An 18514-nucleotide genomic window follows, 5' to 3' on the forward strand; every position below is an offset into this window, starting at 1 on the left:
AGCCGGGTGGGACCTACCGAGCGTCCGGTGCCCGATGCGCGGAGAGGTGAACAATGGCCGCGGTGGCGCGGAGCGGAGAGGGCGAGATGGCCACAACGACGACGGGGGAGACGATGCAGGAGTCCGAGACGTCGGTGCGGAGCACGGCCCAGGACGTGTTCGGCCTGGAGGAGCTGCGCGAGGGCCAGGACGAGGCGATGACGGCCGTGGCCGAGGGCCGGGACGTGCTGGCCGTGATGCCGAGCGGGCACGGGAAGTCGGCGATCTACCAGGTGCCGGCCGTGATGCGGCAGGGCACTGCCCTGGTCATCTCGCCGCTGGTCGCCCTGCAGGCCGACCAGGTCGAGGGCCTCGAGGCCGAGCTCGGTCCGGGCCGAGCGGTCGCCGTGAACTCCTCGCTGCCGGTCTCGAGGGTCCGAGCAGCGTGGGACGCGCTGGCCGACGGCACGGCCACCTTCCTCTTCCTCGCCCCGGAGCAGCTCGCCCGGGAGGATACGATCGAGCGCCTGGCCGGCGCCGAGGTCTCCCTGATCGCCGTGGACGAGGCGCACTGCGTCTCGGCGTGGGGCCATGACTTCCGGCCCGACTACCTCGCCCTCGGGGAGACGATCCGCCGCCTGGGCCATCCGCCTGTGGTCGCGCTGACTGCGACCGCGTCCCCGGGTACGCGGGCCGACATCATCGACCGGCTCGGCATGGACGATCCGGTCGAGGTGGTCCAGAGCTTCGACCGCCCCAACCTGCACCTCGCCGCGACCCATCACAGCGACCCCGACGAGCAGCACCGGGCGGTGCTCGAGCAGGTCGCCTCGCTGCCGGGGACCGGCCTGGTGTACACCGGCACCCGCCGGGACACCGAGACCTGCGCCGCCGAGCTCGCCGAGCGTGGTCTGACCACCGCGGCGTATCACGCCGGCCGCCGCGCCCGGGACCGTGACGCGATCCACGAGCAGTTTCTCGCCGGAGAGCTCGACGTGGTGGTGGCGACGTCCGCCTTCGGGATGGGCATCGACAAGCCCGACGTGCGATACATGATCCATGCCCAGGTCCCCGGCTCGCTGGACAGCTACTACCAGGAGATCGGTCGTGCCGGGCGCGACGGCGAGCCCGCCACCATCCACCTGCACTACCGCCCCGAGGACCTCGGGATGCAGCGCTACTTCGCCGGCGGCGCCCCCGCCTCCGAGGACGTGCGCACCGTCTTCTCCGCCATCGCGGAGCACGGTCCGACCCGGCCCGCCGCGCTGCGCGAGCACACCCGCCTGTCCGCACGCGCCCAGAAGCGCGTCACGAACCTGCTCGAGCACAGCGGCAGCATCACCGTGCGCCGGGACGGGCTCCGCGCCCGCAGCGGGATCAGCGCGGATGAGGCCGAGCGGGCCGCCTCGGACCAGGCGGAGACCCGCGAGGCGATCGACGACTCCCGGATCGAACGCATCCGCGCCTACGCCGAGACCACCTCCTGCCGGCGCCGCGCGCTGCTGACCTACTTCGGGGAGGACGCCGAGGCGTACTGCGGCGCGTGCGACGTCTGCGAGAGCACGGGTGCCGAGGAGCTTCAGGAGGAACAGGCGCAGCGGCCGGACGATTTCCCGGCCGAGACCGCCGTGGTCCATCGGGAGTTCGGCAGGGGCACGGTGATGGCCGCGGAACCGGACCGTCTGACCGTGTTCTTCGAGGAGGTCGGCTACCGCGACATCGCCCTCGCCGCCATCCGGGAGGACGAGGGCCTCCTGGACCGCTCCGAGGAGGGAGCGCGCGGCTGAGGGAGCGCGCGGCCGATGCCCCGGGCCCGGTCGAACGGGTCCGCCGTCGGCCCGACGGGAGCGCCGCGATCTCGCCCGGCCCCTGTGCACGGCCCGCGTGCGGCGTTAGATTCGAGGGGTCCGAGGACCCTGATGCCGGGAGGCAGCGATGAAGATCCGTCACCTCGTCCACTCGTGCCTGCTCATCGACGTCGCGGGACGCACGGTGCTGGTCGATCCGGGCGGCTTCAGCGGTGAGGCCGTCCGGGGGCTGGAGGCCGGCCTGCTGTCGAGGATCGACGCGGTCGCCATCACCCACCAGCACCCCGACCATGTCGACCGCCGACTGCTCGCGGAGGTCCTCTCCCACGCCTCCGAGGCGATCGTGATCGCCGAGCCCGCGACCGCGCAGCAGCTCGCCGAACCCGCCGAGGACGCCCCGGCGGTCGAGGCGGAGAAGGTGCTGGCGCTGAGCGCCGGTACCGCGCACGAGTTCGGGCCCGTCGGTGACCACGCCTCGCTGCGCGTCCAGGCCGTCGGCGGCGATCACGCGATCATCCACCCCGACATCCCGCGGGTGGGCAACACCGGTCTCGTGCTCGCCGCCGACGGCGAGCCGCGTCTGGGCATCACCGGCGACTCCCTGGAGCCCGTCCAGGAGTTCCACGGCATCGACGCGCTGGCCTTCGCGGTCGTCGCGCCGTGGTCGAAGATGGCCGAGACCATCGATTTCCTGCGCGCCGTGCGCCCCCGGCTCGCGCTGCCCGTCCACGACGCCGTGGCCAGCGACGTCGGCCGGCCCATCTACCTGCGCCAGTCCTCGAATCTCGCGCCCGAGGGCACCGAGGTGCGCGACTGGCCCGAGGACGGTGTGGTCGAGGTTCCCGCGAGCTGAGGGCGCTCGCGTGATCCGTATCCATCAGGAGGGAACGTCATGACACCCGACGACGACACCGGCACGGACGGCGCGGAGGCGATGGACGGCATGGGGGACCTGGACCCAGCAGATACCGGCGGTCGACGGGACCGCGTGGACGAGGCGTTCGAGGCCGTGCCGCGCGTCCCCTTCCTCCCCGAGGAGCTGCGCGGGTTCGCCGGTCAGGACGCGCCGCTGCCGATCGGCCACGGCCAGACGAACTCCCAGCCCTACACGGTGGCGGCCATGCTCCGGCTGCTCGATGTGCGTCCCGGTCACCGCGTGCTCGACCTCGGTGCCGGGTCGGGCTGGACCACGGCGCTGCTCGCGCACCTGGTCGGCGGCGAGGGGCGCGTGATCGGGGTCGAGCGCCAGGAGGGTCTCATCGAACCGGCCCGGCGCGCCCTCGCCGAGGCGGCCCCGGGGGGTGAGGCGGAGATCCGCCCGGCCCGCTCCGGCGTGCTCGGTGCACCGGAGGACGGTCCGTTCGATCGCATCCTGGTCTCCGCCGAGGCACAGGAGGTCCCACCGGCCCTGCTCGAGCAGCTGGCCGATCACGGCGTGATGGTGATCCCGGTGCGAACGACGATGCATCGCCTCGAGAAGCGCGGCGAGGACGTGCTGGACACCGAGCACGGCGGCTTCCGGTTCGTCCCGCTGGTCGAGGACTGACCCTCAGAACGTCCGGCCGGTGAGTCTCTCGTAGGCCTCCACGTAGCGTGCCCGGGTCTGCTCGACGACCTGGGCGGGCAGCTCCGGGGGCGGCGTGCTGGTGCCGCGGTGCCAGCTGGAGGCGGGCGAGGTGAGCCAGTCCCGCACGAACTGCTTGTCCAGGCTCGGCTGCGGGCGGCCTTCGGCGTAGTCGGCGGCCGCCCAGAAGCGGCTGGAATCGGGAGTGAGGACCTCATCGCCGAGCATGAGGGTGCCGTCGTGGCGGGAGCGGCCGAACTCGAGCTTGGTATCGGCCAGCAGGATGCCGCGCTCGCCGGCGATGTCGCGGGCCCGCTCGTAGATCACCAGGGTCAGCGTCTCCAGCTGATCGACGAGCTCGGCCCCCAGCAGGTCGCGGGCCTGGGCGACGGTGATGTTCTCGTCGTGCTCCCCGGCCTCGGCCTTCGTCGAGGGGGTGAAGATCGCCGGATCCAGTCGCGAGGCCTCGACCAGGCCGGCCGGCAGCACGTGCCCGCCGACGGATCCGCCGGCCCGGTAGTCCGCCAGCCCGGAGCCGGTGAGGTAGCCACGGGCCACGCACTCCAGCGGCACCATGTCCAGGCCGCGGCACCGCAGCGCCCGCCCGGCCACGGGCTCGGGGACCTCCGCCGCGGAGAGCACATGGTGGGGGACGAGGTCGGCCAGTTGCTCGAACCAGAACATGCTGATCCCGGTGAGCAGGCGACCCTTGTCGGGGATGCCGGGCTGCAGCGAGTGGTCGTAGGCACTGATCCGGTCGGTGGCGACCACCAGCACTTCGGTGGCGCGCGCCGGATCGGTGCCCGCGGGCACGTACAGCTCGCGGACCTTGCCGCTGAAGGCGTGGTCCCAGCCCTCCAGCGGCGGAGCCTCGAGCAGCGGGGCGGACGCGGCGGCGCTCACGCGGCGGGTCCCTGCGCCTCGGCCGCGTCGCGGGCGATGTCGGTGCGGTGGTACGCGCCCTCGAGCTCGATCGCCTCGGCGCCCGCGAGCGCGACCTCGCGGGCCGCGGTGAGGTCCGCGCCGGTGCCGACGACGGTCAGCACGCGCCCGCCGGCGCTGACCAGGCTGCCGTCCTCGCCGAGGGCGGTGCCGGCGTGGATCACGTGGGCCCCCGCTCGTTCGGCGTCCTCGATCCCGCTGATCACGTCACCGGTGCGCGCCGCCGCGGGGTACCCGGCGGAGGCGACCACCACGGTGACCGCTGCGTCCTCGCGCCACTGCAGCGGGTCCGCGCCGGCCAGCTCGCCGCGTGCGGCGGACAGCAGCAGCGGGGCCAGGGGAGAGGCGAGACGTTCGAGGACCACCTGGGTCTCGGGGTCCCCGAAACGGGCGTTGAACTCGACCACGCGCACGCCCAGCGGGGTGAGCGCGAGGCCGCAGTAGAGCACGCCGACGAACGGGATCCCGCGGGAGGCGAGCTCGTCGATGGTGGGGCGGGCGACGGTGCGCACGACCTCGTTGGCAAGTCCCTCGGGAGCCCACGGGAGCGGGGAGTAGGCGCCCATGCCGCCCGTGTTCGGTCCCTCGTCGCCGTCCAGGGCCCGCTTGAAGTCCTGGGCGGGAGCCAGCGCCACCACGTCGGTGCCGTCGCTGAGGCAGAACAGGGAGACCTCGGGGCCCTCGAGGTACTCCTCGAGGACCACGGTGCCGCCGGCGTCGAGAACGCTCCGGCCGTGTGCCGTCGCCTCCGAGCGCTCACGGGTGACCACGACGCCCTTGCCTGCGGCGAGCCCGTCGGCCTTGACCACGTAGGGCAGGTCGCCGAGCGGGTTGGTCCGGTCGAAGCCGGCCTCGAGCTGGTCGATCGCGGTGACCGTCACGGAGGCGGCGGTGGGCACGCCCGCGGCGGCCATGATCTCCTTCGCCCAGGACTTCGAGCCCTCCAGGCGGGCGGCCGCGGCCGACGGGCCGAAGACCGTGAAGCCGGCCTCGCGCAGCTGATCGGCGGCACCGGCGACCAGCGGGGCCTCGGGGCCGATCACCACCAGGTCCGGGTCCAGGGTGCGGGCCAGCTCCACCTGGGCCTCGAGGTCGCCGACGGCGACGTCGTGGCAGGTGGCGAGCCGGCCGGTCCCGGGGTTGCCGGGGGCGGCGTGCAGCTCGGGGGCGGGGCGGTCGGCGGCGAGGCGACGGATGATCGCGTGCTCGCGGCCTCCGGAGCCGATGACGAGGATCTTCACGCGGGTCAGGGTACCCAGCGGGGCCTGCGCCCGGGCCCGTGCCCGCACTGCGACATGGCTGGGTGAGACCCGCCGCCCTCCCGGGGCTCCGGTGCCCGCCCTCGGGCATCGCGCCGTTACGATCGGCTCCATGCCCGCCGCGATCCCGGAACCGACCCGCGCCGCGACGCCGGAGGAACCGACCACCCGGCTGCGGCTGGACCTCTCCTACGACGGCACCGATTTCCACGGCTGGGCCGCCCAGCCCGGCCGTCGCACCGTCCAGGGCGAGCTCGAGGCGGCTCTGGCCCAGATCGCTCGCCGCGAGCTGCGGGTCACCGTCGCCGGCCGGACCGACGCCGGCGTGCACGCCCGCGGCCAGGTCTGCCATCTCGACGTGCCCGACACGGTCCTGGCGACCATGCCCGGCCGCTCCGATCGCAGCCCCGCAGACTCTCTCGTGACACGGCTGGCCGGGGTGCTGCCGCCCGACGTCGTCGTCCACGTCGCCCGCGAGGTCCCCTCCGACTTCGATGCCCGGTTCGGCGCGCTGTGGCGCCGCTATCGCTACCGCATCTCCGACGGTCCCGCCGTCCACGACCCGCTGCGTCGCGACGTGCTGCGCCACCGCCGCCGGCTCGACATCGACGCCATGACCGAGGCGAGCCGGCCGCTGCTGGGCGAGCACGACTTCCTCTCCTTCTGCCGTCCCCGGGAGGGCGCCACCACCATCCGCACCCTGCGGGAGTTCCACTGGGAGCGTCCCGACATCGGCCGGGCCGACGAGGGCCTGGTCGTGGCGACCGTCGTCGCCGACGCCTTCTGCCACCACATGGTGCGCTCGCTGGTCGGTGCGCTGATCGGCGTGGGGGAGGGGCGACGGGATGCGGAGTGGCCCTCGCGGGTGCTCTCCGCGCGCACCCGGGAGGCCGCGCGTCGGGACGGCGCCGGGTCGGCGCCGATGTGCCCGCCGCAGGGCCTGACCCTCGACCACGTCGCGTACCCGCCCGATGAGGAACTGGCGGCTCGAGCGGCTCTCGCGCGCGCCCGCCGGGGCACTTCCGCCGGCGCAGCCCAGATGCGTGACGGAGCCGGAGATCACACCCCGGACCAGCCCTCTGTGCGTTGACGCTGCCAGCTGGTTCGCAGTATTGTTGGCGGTCGTTGTGCCTCGATGTGTGCCCGACTCCGCAGCCGATATCTCACGCCCGGCGCGATAAGGGCATCTCACACACATCCAGGACCGCCGTCGCCTCGTGAGCGGAGCGGGACGGGCGCAGCGACAGGGCCATGCTTTTACCCGAAGGAAGCGTGCCCACGGTCCATCGAACCGTGCCTGGACGGCGTCCCGCCGCCTGGGCACCATGACGAGAGAAGAAGGCACGAGTGCGTACGTTCACCCCGAAGCCCGACGATGTCGAGCGTTCCTGGTACGTCATCGACGCAACGGATGTCGTCCTCGGCCGGCTCGCTTCCCAGGCTGCACAGCTCCTCCGGGGAAAGCACAAGCCGGTCTTCGCACCCCACATGGATGCGGGCGACTTCGTGATCATCATCAACGCTGACAAGGTCGCGCTGACCGGCAACAAGCGGGAGGCGAAGCTGGCCTACCGCCACTCCGGCTACCCCGGCGGTCTCCGCGGCATCCCCTACTCCGAGCTGCTCGAGAACCGCCCCGAGCGGGCGGTGGAGAAGGCCGTGCGCGGCATGCTCCCCAAGAACAAGCTCGCCGAGCAGCAGCTCAAGAAGCTCAAGATCTACTCGGGTTCGGAGCATCCTCACAGCGCTCAGCAGCCCGTCCCCTTCACCATCGACCAGGTGGCGCAGTAAGCGGGGGCTCCCGCCACTCCGCCCTGCCGCACGGAAGAACCAAGGAGAACCGTGACTGAGACCACCCCCGAGTCCCTCGAGGCCGTGACCGAGGAGACGGACGAGAACGTCCCGTCGTCCTTCACCACCGAATCCACCGGCGAAGCCCCGGTCGGCAGCGGCCAGTCCGCCACCGCCCCGGGCTACGGCACCGGTCGCCGCAAGCAGGCCGTCGCCCGCGTCCGTCTGATCCCCGGCTCCGGCCAGTGGACCATCAACGGCCGCAGCCTGGAGAACTACTTCCCGAACAAGCTGCACCAGCAGGAGGTCAACGACCCGTTCACGGTCCTCGACCTCCAGGGCCGCTTCGACGTCGTCGTCCGCCTCACCGGCGGCGGCCCCTCCGGTCAGGCCGGGGCCGTGCGCCTCGGCGTGGCCCGTGCGCTGAACGAGATCGACGCCGAGCACAACCGCCCGACCCTGAAGAAGGCCGGCTTCCTCAAGCGCGATGCTCGCATCATCGAGCGCAAGAAGGCCGGACTGAAGAAGGCCCGCAAGGCGCCGCAGTACTCCAAGCGCTGATCATCCCGCGCTGCTGATTCGCGGCCTCGCCGCCGGATCCGCGCACACGATGCCCCTCGACCCATGTGGTCGAGGGGCATCGTTGCGTTCGCCCCCGACGAGAGTGCGCCGTCGGACCACAGGCGTCGGGGCCACGGACTATCCTCACGGCATGGAGTTCGTGCCACGGCGATGGTGGAGCGGCCCCTTCGACGTCGAGCATCTCGCCTGGACGGCCGTCGCCCGGGTACGGGACGCGGCGCAGGAGGTCGCCATCGCCCGCGGCCTGGACGTCACGGTCGACACCACGCCCGCACTGGTCGCCGCGTCGTTCGCGTCCTTCGAGAGTCTGCGCGTCGACGGCCGTGCACCCGAGACCTGGGCAGAGCTGTCCGGACTTGTCGCCGCCCGTGACGGCTGGGTGCGGCTGCACGGGAACTACCCGCATCACGCGGCTGCCATCCGCTCCGCGCTCTCCGTCTCGGATCGCGCCCAGCTCGACCGCACGGCACGCCGACTCGGCGCGGAGGAACTGGAGGAAGCTGTCTGCGCGGCCGGGGGGATCGCGGTGGCCGTGCGGTCCCGGGCGGACTGGGCGCGGCATCCGCACGGTCTGGCCACGGCCTCGGCGCCGTGGTCCGAGAGGCACGTCCGCGGGGACCGGCCCGTGCTGTCCCGCACCGCCGCCCCGCGGGAACTGCTCGGCGGAGTCCGGGTCCTCGATCTGACCCGCGTGATCGCCGGCCCCACCTGCTCGCAGCTCCTGGCCTGCCTCGGGGCCGACGTGCTCCGCGTGGACCCGCCGCAGCGTCCGGAGATCCTCGACCAGTACCTCTCCACCGGGATGGGCAAGCGGTCCGTCGAGATCGATCTCCGTCGCGAGGCGGATCGGGTGCGCGCCCTGGCCTCGTCGGCGGACGTGATCCTCAGCGGGTACCGCCCCGGCGCTCTCGACCGATTCGGACTCGGCGACGAAGCCCTTGAGCAGCTCGCCCCGCAGGCCGTCATCGTCACCCTCTCCGCCTGGGGCGAGGCCGGTCCCTGGGGCTCGCGAGCCGGGTTCGACTCCATCGTTCAGGCGGCCACCGGGATCGCGGCCGCCTGCGGCTCGCCGGACCGGCCCGGGGCGCTTCCTGTCCAGGCCCTGGACCACAGCAGCGGGCACCTCATGGCCGCCCACGTGCTCGAGGCGCTCGCCCGGGCACGCGCCCACACGGTGCGCGTGAGCCTGCTCGGCGCCGCCCGCACGCTGCTCGCCGCGACCCCGCCGCCTCCCCGGGAGCCGGCCGCGCTCGACGTGCCGCGGGCGAGGGTCCCGTCGGCCGAGGGCGTCCTCGACGCCGTCCCGCCGCCGCTGCGGATCGACGGGGCCACCCTCGAGCGTCCCGTCGGCCGGTACGGTGCCGCGAGAGCGGAGTGGAGCGACCGGAGCGGGTGAGGCCTTTCGGGCCCTCGGGACATATTCGGGCCCGTCGGTCTCCCTCCGTGCACTCTGCGCCCCGGCGCGCGCCCTCCCCGGCCCTGAGCCCGCCCCTGACGTCCACCGCCCACTGTGCAGGCGGCGGCGATGACGAGTCATTCCCACGGCGTCGGGTTACCGGACCGTGACCCCGGTGTCCGCCGCGGCCGTCTCCCGGAGCGGTGGCCGGACGGGTCGCGCAGGATCGGACTCGTGCGCGGAGCGTCCGTGCGCGGATCGTCGATCGCCTGTGCGTCCCGCCCAGGTGCGGGTGCGACGGAGTCGGCGACGTGGGCGGCGGGAGCGGGAGACGCTCCCTCAGGACGAGAGGACATTGCGGTGATGAGTGATCAGACGGAGACCGGCGGCGGAACGGGGCAGGGGAGCGGGCGCGGACTCGTGAGCAAGCGCGTGGCCGGCGCGCTGATCGACGAGAAACGACGTGAGCTCGGGGTGACCTGGACGGACCTCGCCGAGCGCACCGGGCGGCCGCGCGTCTGGCTGGCCTCGGCCGTGCTCGGCGCGCAGCCCGTCCCCGCCGCCGAGGCGGAGATCCTCGGCGAGGCGCTGGGACTGGAGCCGGACCTGGTGGCAGCCCTGACGCGCCAGCCGTATCGGACCGTCGACCCCGAGATCCTCAGCGACCCCACGATCTACCGCTTCCAGGAGCTGATCCAGGTCTACGGGCCGGCGCTGAAGGCGCTCATCCATGAGGAATTCGGCGACGGGATCATGAGCGCCATCAACTGCAGCATCGATCTCGAGCGCGGGAAGCACCCCGGCGGTGATCGTGTGGTGCTCAGGATCGATGGGAAGTTCCTGCCCTACGACTGGGTCAGCACCGAGGCCTGATCCGGTCTGCCCGACTCGGCGCGATCTACGAGAGCAGCTCGCGGATGTCATCGGCCGTGATGCCCTCGCGGAACGCCGACCCGGAGTCGGTCAGGGCATCGAACAGGTCCGCCTTCTTCTGCTGCAGCGCGAGCACCTTCTCCTCGATGGTGTCCTCGGCGACCATCCGATAGACCATCAGGTGGCGCTCCTGGCCGATGCGGTGGGCGCGGTCGACGGCCTGGTTCTCCGCGGCGGGGTTCCACCACGGATCGAGCAGGAAGACGTAGTCCGCCTCGGTCAGGGTGAGTCCGAAGCCGCCGGCCTTCAGGGAGATCAGGAACACCGGAGCGTTCCCCTCGCGGAAGCCGCGGACCGCCGCCTCACGATTGCGGGTGGAGCCGTCGAGGTAGGCGTAGTCCACCCCGCGCTGGTCCAGCTGCTCGGCGACTCGGTGCAGGTACGAGGTGAACTGGCTGAACAGCAGCACCTTGTGCCCCTCGCCGAGGACCTCCTCGAGCTGGTCGAACAGCGCGGCGAGCTTCGAGCTGTGCACGTCCCGATGCTCCTGCGCATCGACGATGCCCGGGTCCAGCGCCATCATCCGCAGCAGCGTGAGCGAGCGGAACACGATGAAGCGGTTGCGGTCCAAATCGTCCTCGATAAGCCCCAGCACCTTCTTGCGCTCGCGCTGGAGCAGGGAGTCGTACAGCGCCCGGTGATCCTCGGCGAGCTCGACCTTCCACACCTGCTCCTGCTTGGGCGGGAGCTCCTTGGCGACCAGATCCTTGGTGCGGCGCAGCATGAACGGTCGCAGCCGGGCACGCAGCACCTCCATCCGCTCCGGATGCTCACCGCTCTCGATCGGCGTCGTATAGCGCTGACGGAACGCGGTGGCGGCGCCGAACAGTCCCGGCGCGGCCAGCGACATGATCGACCACAGGTCATCGAGCGAGTTCTCCATCGGCGTACCCGTGATGGCCAGGCGGAACGGGGCGTGCACGCCGCGCGCCGCCTGGTGCGTGCGGGCGCGGCGGTTCTTCACGAACTGCGCCTCGTCCAGCACCATGCCCGCGAACTCCTGCTCGGCGAACTCCTCGGCATCGATCCGCAGCACCGTGTAGCTGGTGACCAGCACGTCGGCGCCGGCGGCCACCTCGGCGAGGTCGGTGCCGCGAGCCCGACGGGTGCGGTCGACGACCCGCAGATCCAGGCCCGGGGTGAACCGCTCCGCCTCGGAGCGCCACACGCCCACCACGGACGCCGGCGCGACCACCAGGAACGGCGGCAGCGCGGAGGAGGCGGGGTCCGAGCCGGTCCCGGCACGCTCGTGCGCATGGGCGATCAGCGCGAGGGTCTGGACGGTCTTGCCCAGGCCCATATCGTCGGCCAGCACTCCGCCCAGGGAATGCTCGTACAGGAAGGCGAGCCAGGCGAAGCCGTCGCGCTGGTACGGGCGAAGATCGGCGGTCAGCCCGCGCGGCGGCTGCGGCGGCGTGAGATCGACGCCCGCCTGCAGGGCGCCGACGCTGCGCTGCCAGGCATCGGAGGCCTCGGCCTCGTCGGCGATCTCCTCGAGCTCGTTCCAGATGTCGACCTGGTACTTCGAGATCGACTGCTGGTCGGGATCCCACTCGGCCAGGGCCTCGCCCTCGGCGATCAGCTCGCGCAGCGCATCGAACGCCGGGTTCTCCAGGGAGAAGTACGTGCGATCGGGCATCAGCAGCCGCGACTTCCCCTGGGCCAGGGCCGTGAACAGGGAGGCGAAGGCGATCTGCTTGCCCTCGATGGTGATCTCGAAGCCGAGGTCGAACCAGTCGTTCTTCCCGCGGGACTCGTGCTGGGTGACGCGCACGTGCGGGGCCTCGTCCAGTTCCCGGTAGGCGTGCCGGGTGCCGGTGACCTTCGCGCTGACGTGCTCGAGGCCGTCGAGGGCGTCGAGCACGTGGGTGGAGAACTCGGCGGTGTCGACGCCGCTGAGCCGCTCCGGCGTCCGGGAGCCGGCCGTCGGCCACAGCTGCTGAGCGCGGGTGAGGACCGCCTCCTCGTGCTCGTGATCGCGGCGCGGGCCGATCGCCGGGTCCATGGGGACGGTGCGTTCGGGATCGTGGTACCGCCAGGACCAGGTCAGGGTGAGGCTGTCGCCGTCGGCGTAGGCGGCGGTGACCTGCAGCGTCGCCGGCTCGATCGCGGGCATCTCCACGCTGCCGTCGGTACTGGTGACGGTGGTGATCTCCCGCAGCCGGGGGTAGGCCGAGCCCAGGAATTCCTCGCGCTCGGCGGCGGGGATGCGCAGCGGCTCGGGGCGTTGGAACAGTCGTTGCAGGGCGATCGGGACCGGGCTGTCCACAGGGGCGATGCGGGCGTGGAAGCGTTCGCCGCGCCGGCCGGCGTCGTCGCCGTCCCCGTCGGCCGGGATCGTGGAGGCCAGATCGATCACCCCACCGGTGCCCAGCAGCTGCGCAGACGGGGCCGGGTCGCCGCCGATGAGGATCCGGGGGCGCACGGCGAGTTCGGACTCGGCTGCGGGCGCGGAGAGGTCCAGCTCCACCTCGGCCGTCGGCGCGATCTCGACGCTCTCGAGGATGCCGCTGGTCAGGAACTGCACGCCGACGTCGGCGGCGTAGGAGAGCGACTGCCACAGCAGCGGCGAACCGATCGAGCTCAGCCACAGGTGCTCGACCGCCCCCGAGGTGTAGGAGCGCTCGGCCGTGGCCGCGGAGAAGATGCGGGTCAGGGCCTCGGCGTGCGCGGGGACGTAGTCGTGGCCGGGCACGCGGTACTCGAAGGTGCGCCAGGAGACACCGCCCTTGATCCAGCGCCCCTGCTTGCCGCGCACCAACGGGCGGATGCCCAGGCGCAGCTCGGATCCGGCATGGACGTGCTCGGCGGTGGCGGGCTCGTGCGCATAGCGGGGCCGGCCCGACTCCAGCGGCGAAGCCTCCAGATCGAACCGCAGCGCGAGCGGCTGCGGGCCCTCGCTGCGCTGCTCCTCCTGCAGCAGCGGCCTCAGCACGCTGCGCCACTCGGAGACCTCCCGCTCGGACTTGGTCCGGTCGGCCATGGTGTTCAGCTCATACATCGCGGCCGCGGCATGCTTGCAGTCGGAGCCGACGGGGCACGTGCAGCTCGAGCGCACCGGCCGCCAGACGCCGCCCGGCTCCTCGGGCAGGAACCGGCGGGTGACCGCGGCCTGGTCGTACTCCTCCAGCTGCACGGTCACGCGGTACGGGGTGCTGGCCGCGCCGCGCACCTCTGCCCGGATGGAACGGGCCTCGTCGTCCCATCCCAGCTCCTGGACGCGGCCGCCGCGCGCATAGGCGAGGCCACGGCCCGCGGAGCGGTCCCCGACGAACTGGGAGATCGCAGCGGGCAGGATCCGTGGGGGGAGATCGACGACCGGCATCCTCTCAGGTTAACGAGAGCGCAGGCCCCTCGTCCCGTCGCCGGGGCATAGTTCACCTCCAATTCGTCACCCGGGGAGCCACCGATGCCGTGTGCACCGCGGCCGCCCACCGCCGGAGCGTTACAGTTTCCCCGGACCTCAGCCGTGGTTGCTCATCTTCGGCGCCCCCCGACCCCTGAAAGGGCCAGCACATGGCACGACTGTTCGGAACCGACGGAGTGCGCGGACGCGCGAACGGGGACATCACCGCCGAACTGGCGGTCGAGCTCTCCGTGGGGGCGGCCCATGTCCTGGGCACCCTCGGCGCCTTCGGCGGCACCAAGCCGCGCGCCATCGTCGCCCGCGACACGCGGCCCTCGGGGGACTTCCTCTCGGCCGCCGTGTGCGCCGGGCTCGCCTCGGCCGGCGTCGACGTGCTGGACGCCGAGGTGCTCCCCACGCCGGGCCTGGCCCACCTGGTCCAGTCCACCGAGGCGGACCTCGGCGTGATGATCTCCGCCTCCCACAACCCCGCGCCGGACAACGGCATCAAGTTCTTCGCCCGAGGCGGCACCAAGCTGCCGGACGAGGTGGAGGACGCCATCGAGGCCCGCCTCGGCGAGGAGTGGGAGCGGCCCCAGGGCACCGGGGTCGGCACGATCACCCGCTACCAGGGCGCGGTCGAGGCCTACGTCGATCACCTGGTCTCGACCCTCGATCAGTCGCTGGAGGGCATCACCGTCGTCGCCGACTGTGCGAACGGTGCTGCCTGCCACTCCGGCCCGGCGATGCTGCGCCGCGCCGGTGCCACCGTCCACGTGATCGGCGACGGCAGCGACGGCGGTCTCATCAACGACGGCGTCGGCTCCACCCATCTCGGTCGGCTGCAGGAGGCCGTCCGGGAGATGGGCGCCGACATCGGCGTGGCCTTCGACGGCGATGCCGACCGCTGCCTGGCGGTCGACGCCGACGGCGAGGTCATCGACGGCGACCAGATCATGGGCATCCTCGCGCTCGACCTGAAGGAGAAGGGTCGGCTGCACGACGACACGCTCGTGGTCACGGTGATGAGCAACCTCGGCCTCAAGCTCGCCATGCGCGAGCACGGCATCATGCTGGGCCAGACCGCGGTGGGAGATCGGTACGTGCTCGAGGAGATGAACCTCGGCAGCTACTCCATCGGCGGTGAGCAGTCCGGCCACGTCATCCTCGCCGACCACGCCACCACCGGCGACGGCGAGCTGACCGCCCTGCACCTGATCCAGCGCATGGCCAGCACCGGCCGCACCGCCCGCGAACTGGCCGACGTCATGACGCGCCTCCCGCAGGCGCTGATCAACGTCAAGAACGTCGACAAGGCCCGCGCCACCATCGACCGCGGCGTGCTCGACGCCGTGGCCGCCGCGGAGAACGAGCTGGGTGAGACGGGCCGCGTGCTCCTGCGCCCCTCCGGCACCGAGCCCGTCGTGCGCGTCATGGTCGAGGCACCGACCGACGAGCAGGCCACCGACGTCGCCGAGCGCCTGGCCGCCCTGGTCCGCGACCGCGTCGGGCTCTGACGGGGAGCGGGCAGGCGGCGTCGGGCTGTGACCGGGCCTGGGGCGCTGCGACCGCGTCGGGCTCTGCCGGGGAATCGCGCCTCGGCGGGGCCTGGGGCGCTGCGACCGCGCCGTCGTGACCATCGGCGGTAGTTCATTCGAGGGTGCCCTGCGATATGCGGGGCACCCTCGAAACACGTCCCGTTCGGGGACAGTAGCTCCACGAGCCCGGACAGCTTCTCCGTGCCGCGCGGCCGCCGGGGACACGCGCAGCGGGCCGCCGGGGACGTGCGCAGCGGGGCCGGCAGTCAGCGGCGGCAGCCGTCCGCGCTCACACCTTGCGCAGCAGCACCGAGTGCACGCGGTGCATCCCGTCCTTGCGCAGCACCAGGTCGGCGCGGCCGCGGGTGGGCAGCACGTTCTCGGTGAGGTTCGGCCCATTGATGGTGCGCCAGATGCGCAGGGCGGTCTGCTCGGCCTCGTCGTCGGAGAGATCCGCGTAGCGGCGGAAGTAGGAGCGCGGATCGGAGAACGCCGTCCGGCGCAGCTGCAGGAACCGCTCCACGTACCAGCGCTGGACGTCCTCGGGTCGGGCGTCGACGTACACGGAGAAGTCGAAGAAGTCCGAGACGGCCATCCCCAGCCGCCCGTCGGGGCGCGGCCGCGCGGGCTGCAGCACGTTCAGGCCCTCGAGGATCAGCACGTCGGGGTGCTCGACCACCGCCCGCTCGTCCTCGATGATGTCGTAGGTCAGGTGGGAGTAGACGGGGGCCTCGACCCGATCCTGGCCGGACTTCACGTCCGAGACGAACCGCAGCAGGCTGCGCCGGTCGTAGCTCTCGGGGAACCCCTTGCGATGCATGATCCCGCGGGCCTCGAGCTCGGCGTTGGGCAGCAGGAACCCGTCGGTGGTGACCAGCTGCACCCGCGGCGTCTCCGGCCAGCGCGCCATCAGCTCGCGCAGCACGCGGGCCGTGGTGGACTTGCCCACCGCCACCGAGCCGGCGATCCCGATCACGTACGGCGTGCGGTGCTGGCGCTGCGCGAGGAAATCCTCCCGGGCACGGCGCAGCGTCTCGGCCGCGGAGACCTGGAGGTTCAGCAGCCGGGAGATCGGCCGGTACACGGCATCGACCTCCTGCAGGTCGATCCGGTCACCCAGACCGCGCAGACGGATGACGTCGTCCTCGGACAGGGGCAGGGGTGTCTGCTGCGACAGACGCGCCCAGTCGTCCCGCGGGATCTCCTCGAACGGGGTGACGGTGCTCGTCGCTGAAGCGGCCTTCATAGGGATGATTGTTCCGCACTCCAGGAGCAATCCGTGCACCGCCGCCCCGGGTGAGACCTGTGAGGCCCCAGAGGGCAGGTGCGCGAACGTGATCACTCCTGCGCAGGTTCGGCCAGTGCCGTGCACGCGGACCCCGCGAGGTGAGGAACGACTCGCCGGGAAACCGCGCTGTGGCAGCTGAGCGCCGTGCGGGTCGCTAGCGTGAGCGGCATGTGTGGAATCGTCGGATACGCAGGCCCTAAGGCCTCAGCACCCTCCTCCCGTCCCGTGGACGTCGCCCTCCAGGGCCTCGCCCGCCTCGAGTACCGCGGCTACGACTCCGCCGGCATCGCCGTGATCGATGACGGCGCCGTCGACGTCACCAAGCGCGCCGGCAAGCTCGCCAACCTCCGTGAGGCGCTCGGTGAGGGCACCGAGACCTCCGGGCGCGTCGCCATCGCCCATACCCGCTGGGCAACCCACGGTGGCCCCACCGACGGCAACGCTCACCCCCACGTCGGCGGCCGCGACGGCGAGCTCGCCCTGGTCCACAACGGCATCATCGAGAACTTCGCCGCGCTGCGCTCCGAGCTCGAGGGACAGGGATACACCTTCACCTCCGAGACCGACACGGAGGCCGCCGCGCACCTGGTGGCCCGCGAGATGGAGACCACCGGTGACCTCACCGAGGCGATGCGCCGCACGGCCGCCTCGCTCGAGGGCGCCTTCACCCTGCTGGCCGTCCACCGCGACGCCCCGGACACCGTCGTCGCCGCCCGCCGCAACTCCCCGCTGGTCGTCGGCCTCGGCGACGGGGAGAACTTCCTCGGCTCGGACGTCGCAGCCTTCGTCGACTCCACCAAGGAGGCCCTCGAGGTCGGCCAGGATCAGGTCGTCACCGTCACCGCCGACGCCGTCTCCATCATCGACTTCGACGGCCACGAGGTCACCGACGCCAAGCGCTACACCATCGAATGGGACGCCGCCGCCGCGCAGAAGGGCGGCTACCCCTCCTTCATGGCCAAGGAGATCCACGAGCAGGCCGCCGCCGTGGCCGACACCCTGCTGGGCCGCATGGAGAACGGCTCACTGCACCTGGACGAGATGGACATCGACCCGTCCGTGCTGCGCAGCGTCGACAAGATCGTCGTGATCGCGTGCGGCACCGCCGCCAACGCCGGCGAGGTCGCCAAGTACGCCATCGAGCACTGGTGCCGCATCCCCACCGAGGTCGAGCTTGCCCACGAGTTCCGCTACCGCGATCCCGTCGTCACCGAGAAGACCCTGGTGGTGGCGATCTCGCAGTCCGGCGAGACCATGGACACGCTGATGGCGGTGCGCCACGCCCGCGAGCAGGGCGCGAAGGTCGTCGCCATCTGCAACACCCGCGGCTCCACGATCCCGCGCGAATCCGACGCCGCCCTGTACCTCCACGTCGGGCCCGAGATCGCGGTGGCCTCGACCAAGGCGTACCTGGGTCAGATCGCCGCCTGCTACCTGCTGGGTCTGTTCCTCGCCCAGGTGCGCGGCAACTTCTACCCCGACGAGATCAGCGCCCTCATGGCCGATCTCGAGAAGCTCCCCGAGCACATCCAGACGGTGCTGGACGACGCCGGCCAGATCGAGCGGCTCGCCGAGGACATGAAGGACGCCAGGAGCGTGCTGTTCCTGGGTCGCCACGTCGGCTACCCCACCGCGATGGAGGGCGCCCTCAAGCTCAAGGAGCTGGCCTACATCCACGCCGAGGGCTTCGCCGCCGGCGAGCTCAAGCACGGCCCGATCGCCCTGGTCGAGGAGGGCCAGCCGGTGTTCGTCATCGTGCCCTCCCCGAACGGCCGCCACTCGCTGCACTCCAAGGTCGTCTCCAACATCCAGGAGGTCCGCGCCCGCGGCGCCCGCACCCTGGTGATCGCGGAGGAGGGCGACGACGACGTGGTGCCCTACGCCGACGAGGTGATCCGGGTGCCCGCCACCCGCACCCTGTTCGCCGCGCTGCTGACGGTCATCCCGCTGCAGATCTTCGCCTGCGAGCTGGCCACCGCGAAGGGCCTGGACGTCGACCAGCCGCGCAACCTCGCCAAGTCCGTCACCGTCGAGTGACCGGCCCGGCAGGGGAGGGGCGCCGCGAAGCACCTTCCCTGCCGGGCGAGC

Annotated in this window: 14 protein-coding genes; 10 read left to right on the forward strand and 4 right to left on the reverse strand. The window is 72.2% G+C overall.

From position 1 onward, the window contains the following. The first annotated feature begins 86 nt into the window (after window positions 1-86). From AC5020_RS11525 to AC5020_RS11535, 3 genes are all read left to right on the forward strand, one after another. A complete protein-coding gene (locus AC5020_RS11525) occupies window positions 87-1766 on the forward strand; it encodes a RecQ family ATP-dependent DNA helicase (RefSeq protein ID WP_464988387.1) in 1680 nt (559 codons plus the stop codon). A gap of 148 nt (window positions 1767-1914) precedes the next feature. Beyond that, a complete protein-coding gene (locus AC5020_RS11530; RefSeq protein ID WP_464988388.1) occupies window positions 1915-2640 on the forward strand; it encodes an MBL fold metallo-hydrolase in 726 nt (241 codons plus the stop codon). Between the two features lie 39 nt (window positions 2641-2679). Beyond that, window positions 2680-3333, forward strand: a complete 654-nt coding sequence (locus tag AC5020_RS11535) for a protein-L-isoaspartate O-methyltransferase family protein (RefSeq protein WP_464988389.1) — start codon at window positions 2680-2682, stop codon at window positions 3331-3333. Window positions 3334-3336: 3 nt separating this feature from the next. Here AC5020_RS11535 and AC5020_RS11540 read toward each other — a convergent pair whose 3' ends face one another. Continuing rightward, the gene (locus tag AC5020_RS11540; protein ID WP_464988390.1) at window positions 3337-4254 is read right to left on the reverse strand and encodes a phosphoribosylaminoimidazolesuccinocarboxamide synthase; all 918 of its coding nucleotides are present in this window, start codon (window positions 4252-4254) and stop codon (window positions 3337-3339) included. Then, entirely contained in the window at window positions 4251-5534 is a 1284-nt protein-coding gene (gene purD / locus AC5020_RS11545) for a phosphoribosylamine--glycine ligase (RefSeq protein ID WP_464988391.1), read from the reverse strand. The genes AC5020_RS11540 and purD overlap by 4 nt, the downstream gene beginning before the upstream one ends. A gap of 130 nt (window positions 5535-5664) precedes the next feature. On the opposite strand from purD, the gene truA reads away from it, so the two are divergent. The 5 genes from truA to cynS all read left to right on the forward strand — a co-directional run bounded on the left by truA (window position 5665) and on the right by cynS (window position 10194). Next, window positions 5665-6642: a tRNA pseudouridine(38-40) synthase TruA gene (truA, locus tag AC5020_RS11550; RefSeq protein WP_464988392.1), complete on the forward strand. Its 978-nt coding sequence runs from the start codon at window positions 5665-5667 to the stop codon at window positions 6640-6642. 257 nt (window positions 6643-6899) lie between these two features. Further along, window positions 6900-7343, forward strand: a complete 444-nt coding sequence (gene rplM, locus AC5020_RS11555) for a 50S ribosomal protein L13 (RefSeq protein WP_377019937.1) — start codon at window positions 6900-6902, stop codon at window positions 7341-7343. Window positions 7344-7394: 51 nt separating this feature from the next. Then, window positions 7395-7904: a 30S ribosomal protein S9 gene (rpsI, locus tag AC5020_RS11560; RefSeq protein WP_377019936.1), complete on the forward strand. Its 510-nt coding sequence runs from the start codon at window positions 7395-7397 to the stop codon at window positions 7902-7904. Window positions 7905-8055: 151 nt separating this feature from the next. After that, on the forward strand, window positions 8056-9321 hold the full coding sequence (locus AC5020_RS11565; protein WP_464988393.1) for a CoA transferase: 1266 nt from the start codon (window positions 8056-8058) through the stop codon (window positions 9319-9321). Window positions 9322-9684: 363 nt separating this feature from the next. Continuing rightward, entirely contained in the window at window positions 9685-10194 is a 510-nt protein-coding gene (gene cynS / locus AC5020_RS11570) for a cyanase (protein ID WP_464988394.1), read from the forward strand. Between the two features lie 25 nt (window positions 10195-10219). On the opposite strand, the gene AC5020_RS11575 is transcribed toward cynS, so the two are convergent. Beyond that, complete coding sequence (locus tag AC5020_RS11575; protein ID WP_464988395.1) at window positions 10220-13579, reverse strand: DEAD/DEAH box helicase; 3360 nt, start codon at window positions 13577-13579, stop codon at window positions 10220-10222. 191 nt (window positions 13580-13770) lie between these two features. On the opposite strand from AC5020_RS11575, the gene glmM reads away from it, so the two are divergent. Beyond that, window positions 13771-15117, forward strand: a complete 1347-nt coding sequence (gene glmM / locus AC5020_RS11580; protein ID WP_464988396.1) for a phosphoglucosamine mutase — start codon at window positions 13771-13773, stop codon at window positions 15115-15117. Window positions 15118-15427: 310 nt separating this feature from the next. Here glmM and coaA read toward each other — a convergent pair whose 3' ends face one another. Further along, window positions 15428-16384: a type I pantothenate kinase gene (gene coaA / locus AC5020_RS11585; RefSeq protein ID WP_377019930.1), complete on the reverse strand. Its 957-nt coding sequence runs from the start codon at window positions 16382-16384 to the stop codon at window positions 15428-15430. 210 nt (window positions 16385-16594) lie between these two features. On the opposite strand from coaA, the gene glmS reads away from it, so the two are divergent. Then, complete coding sequence (glmS, locus tag AC5020_RS11590) at window positions 16595-18463, forward strand: glutamine--fructose-6-phosphate transaminase (isomerizing) (protein ID WP_464988397.1); 1869 nt, start codon at window positions 16595-16597, stop codon at window positions 18461-18463. The last annotated feature ends 51 nt before the right edge of the window (window positions 18464-18514 follow it).

The organism is Brachybacterium sp. SYSU DS0246 (genome assembly GCF_059391765.1).

What these genes read in the sequence shown, in the direction of transcription:
- AC5020_RS11525 (WP_464988387.1), top strand. Translation starts at nt 87, where the DNA reads ATGGCCACAACGACGACGGGGGAGACGATGCAGGAGTCCGAGACGTCG.
- AC5020_RS11530 (WP_464988388.1), top strand. Translation starts at nt 1,915, where the DNA reads ATGAAGATCCGTCACCTCGTCCACTCGTGCCTGCTCATCGACGTCGCG.
- AC5020_RS11535 (WP_464988389.1), top strand. Translation starts at nt 2,680, where the DNA reads ATGACACCCGACGACGACACCGGCACGGACGGCGCGGAGGCGATGGAC.
- truA (WP_464988392.1), top strand. Translation starts at nt 5,665, where the DNA reads ATGCCCGCCGCGATCCCGGAACCGACCCGCGCCGCGACGCCGGAGGAA.
- AC5020_RS11565 (WP_464988393.1), top strand. Translation starts at nt 8,056, where the DNA reads ATGGAGTTCGTGCCACGGCGATGGTGGAGCGGCCCCTTCGACGTCGAG.
- cynS (WP_464988394.1), top strand. Translation starts at nt 9,685, where the DNA reads ATGAGTGATCAGACGGAGACCGGCGGCGGAACGGGGCAGGGGAGCGGG.
- AC5020_RS11575 (WP_464988395.1), bottom strand. Translation starts at nt 13,579, where the DNA reads ATGCCGGTCGTCGATCTCCCCCCACGGATCCTGCCCGCTGCGATCTCC.
- glmM (WP_464988396.1), top strand. Translation starts at nt 13,771, where the DNA reads ATGGCACGACTGTTCGGAACCGACGGAGTGCGCGGACGCGCGAACGGG.
- coaA (WP_377019930.1), bottom strand. Translation starts at nt 16,384, where the DNA reads ATGAAGGCCGCTTCAGCGACGAGCACCGTCACCCCGTTCGAGGAGATC.
- glmS (WP_464988397.1), top strand. Translation starts at nt 16,595, where the DNA reads ATGTGTGGAATCGTCGGATACGCAGGCCCTAAGGCCTCAGCACCCTCC.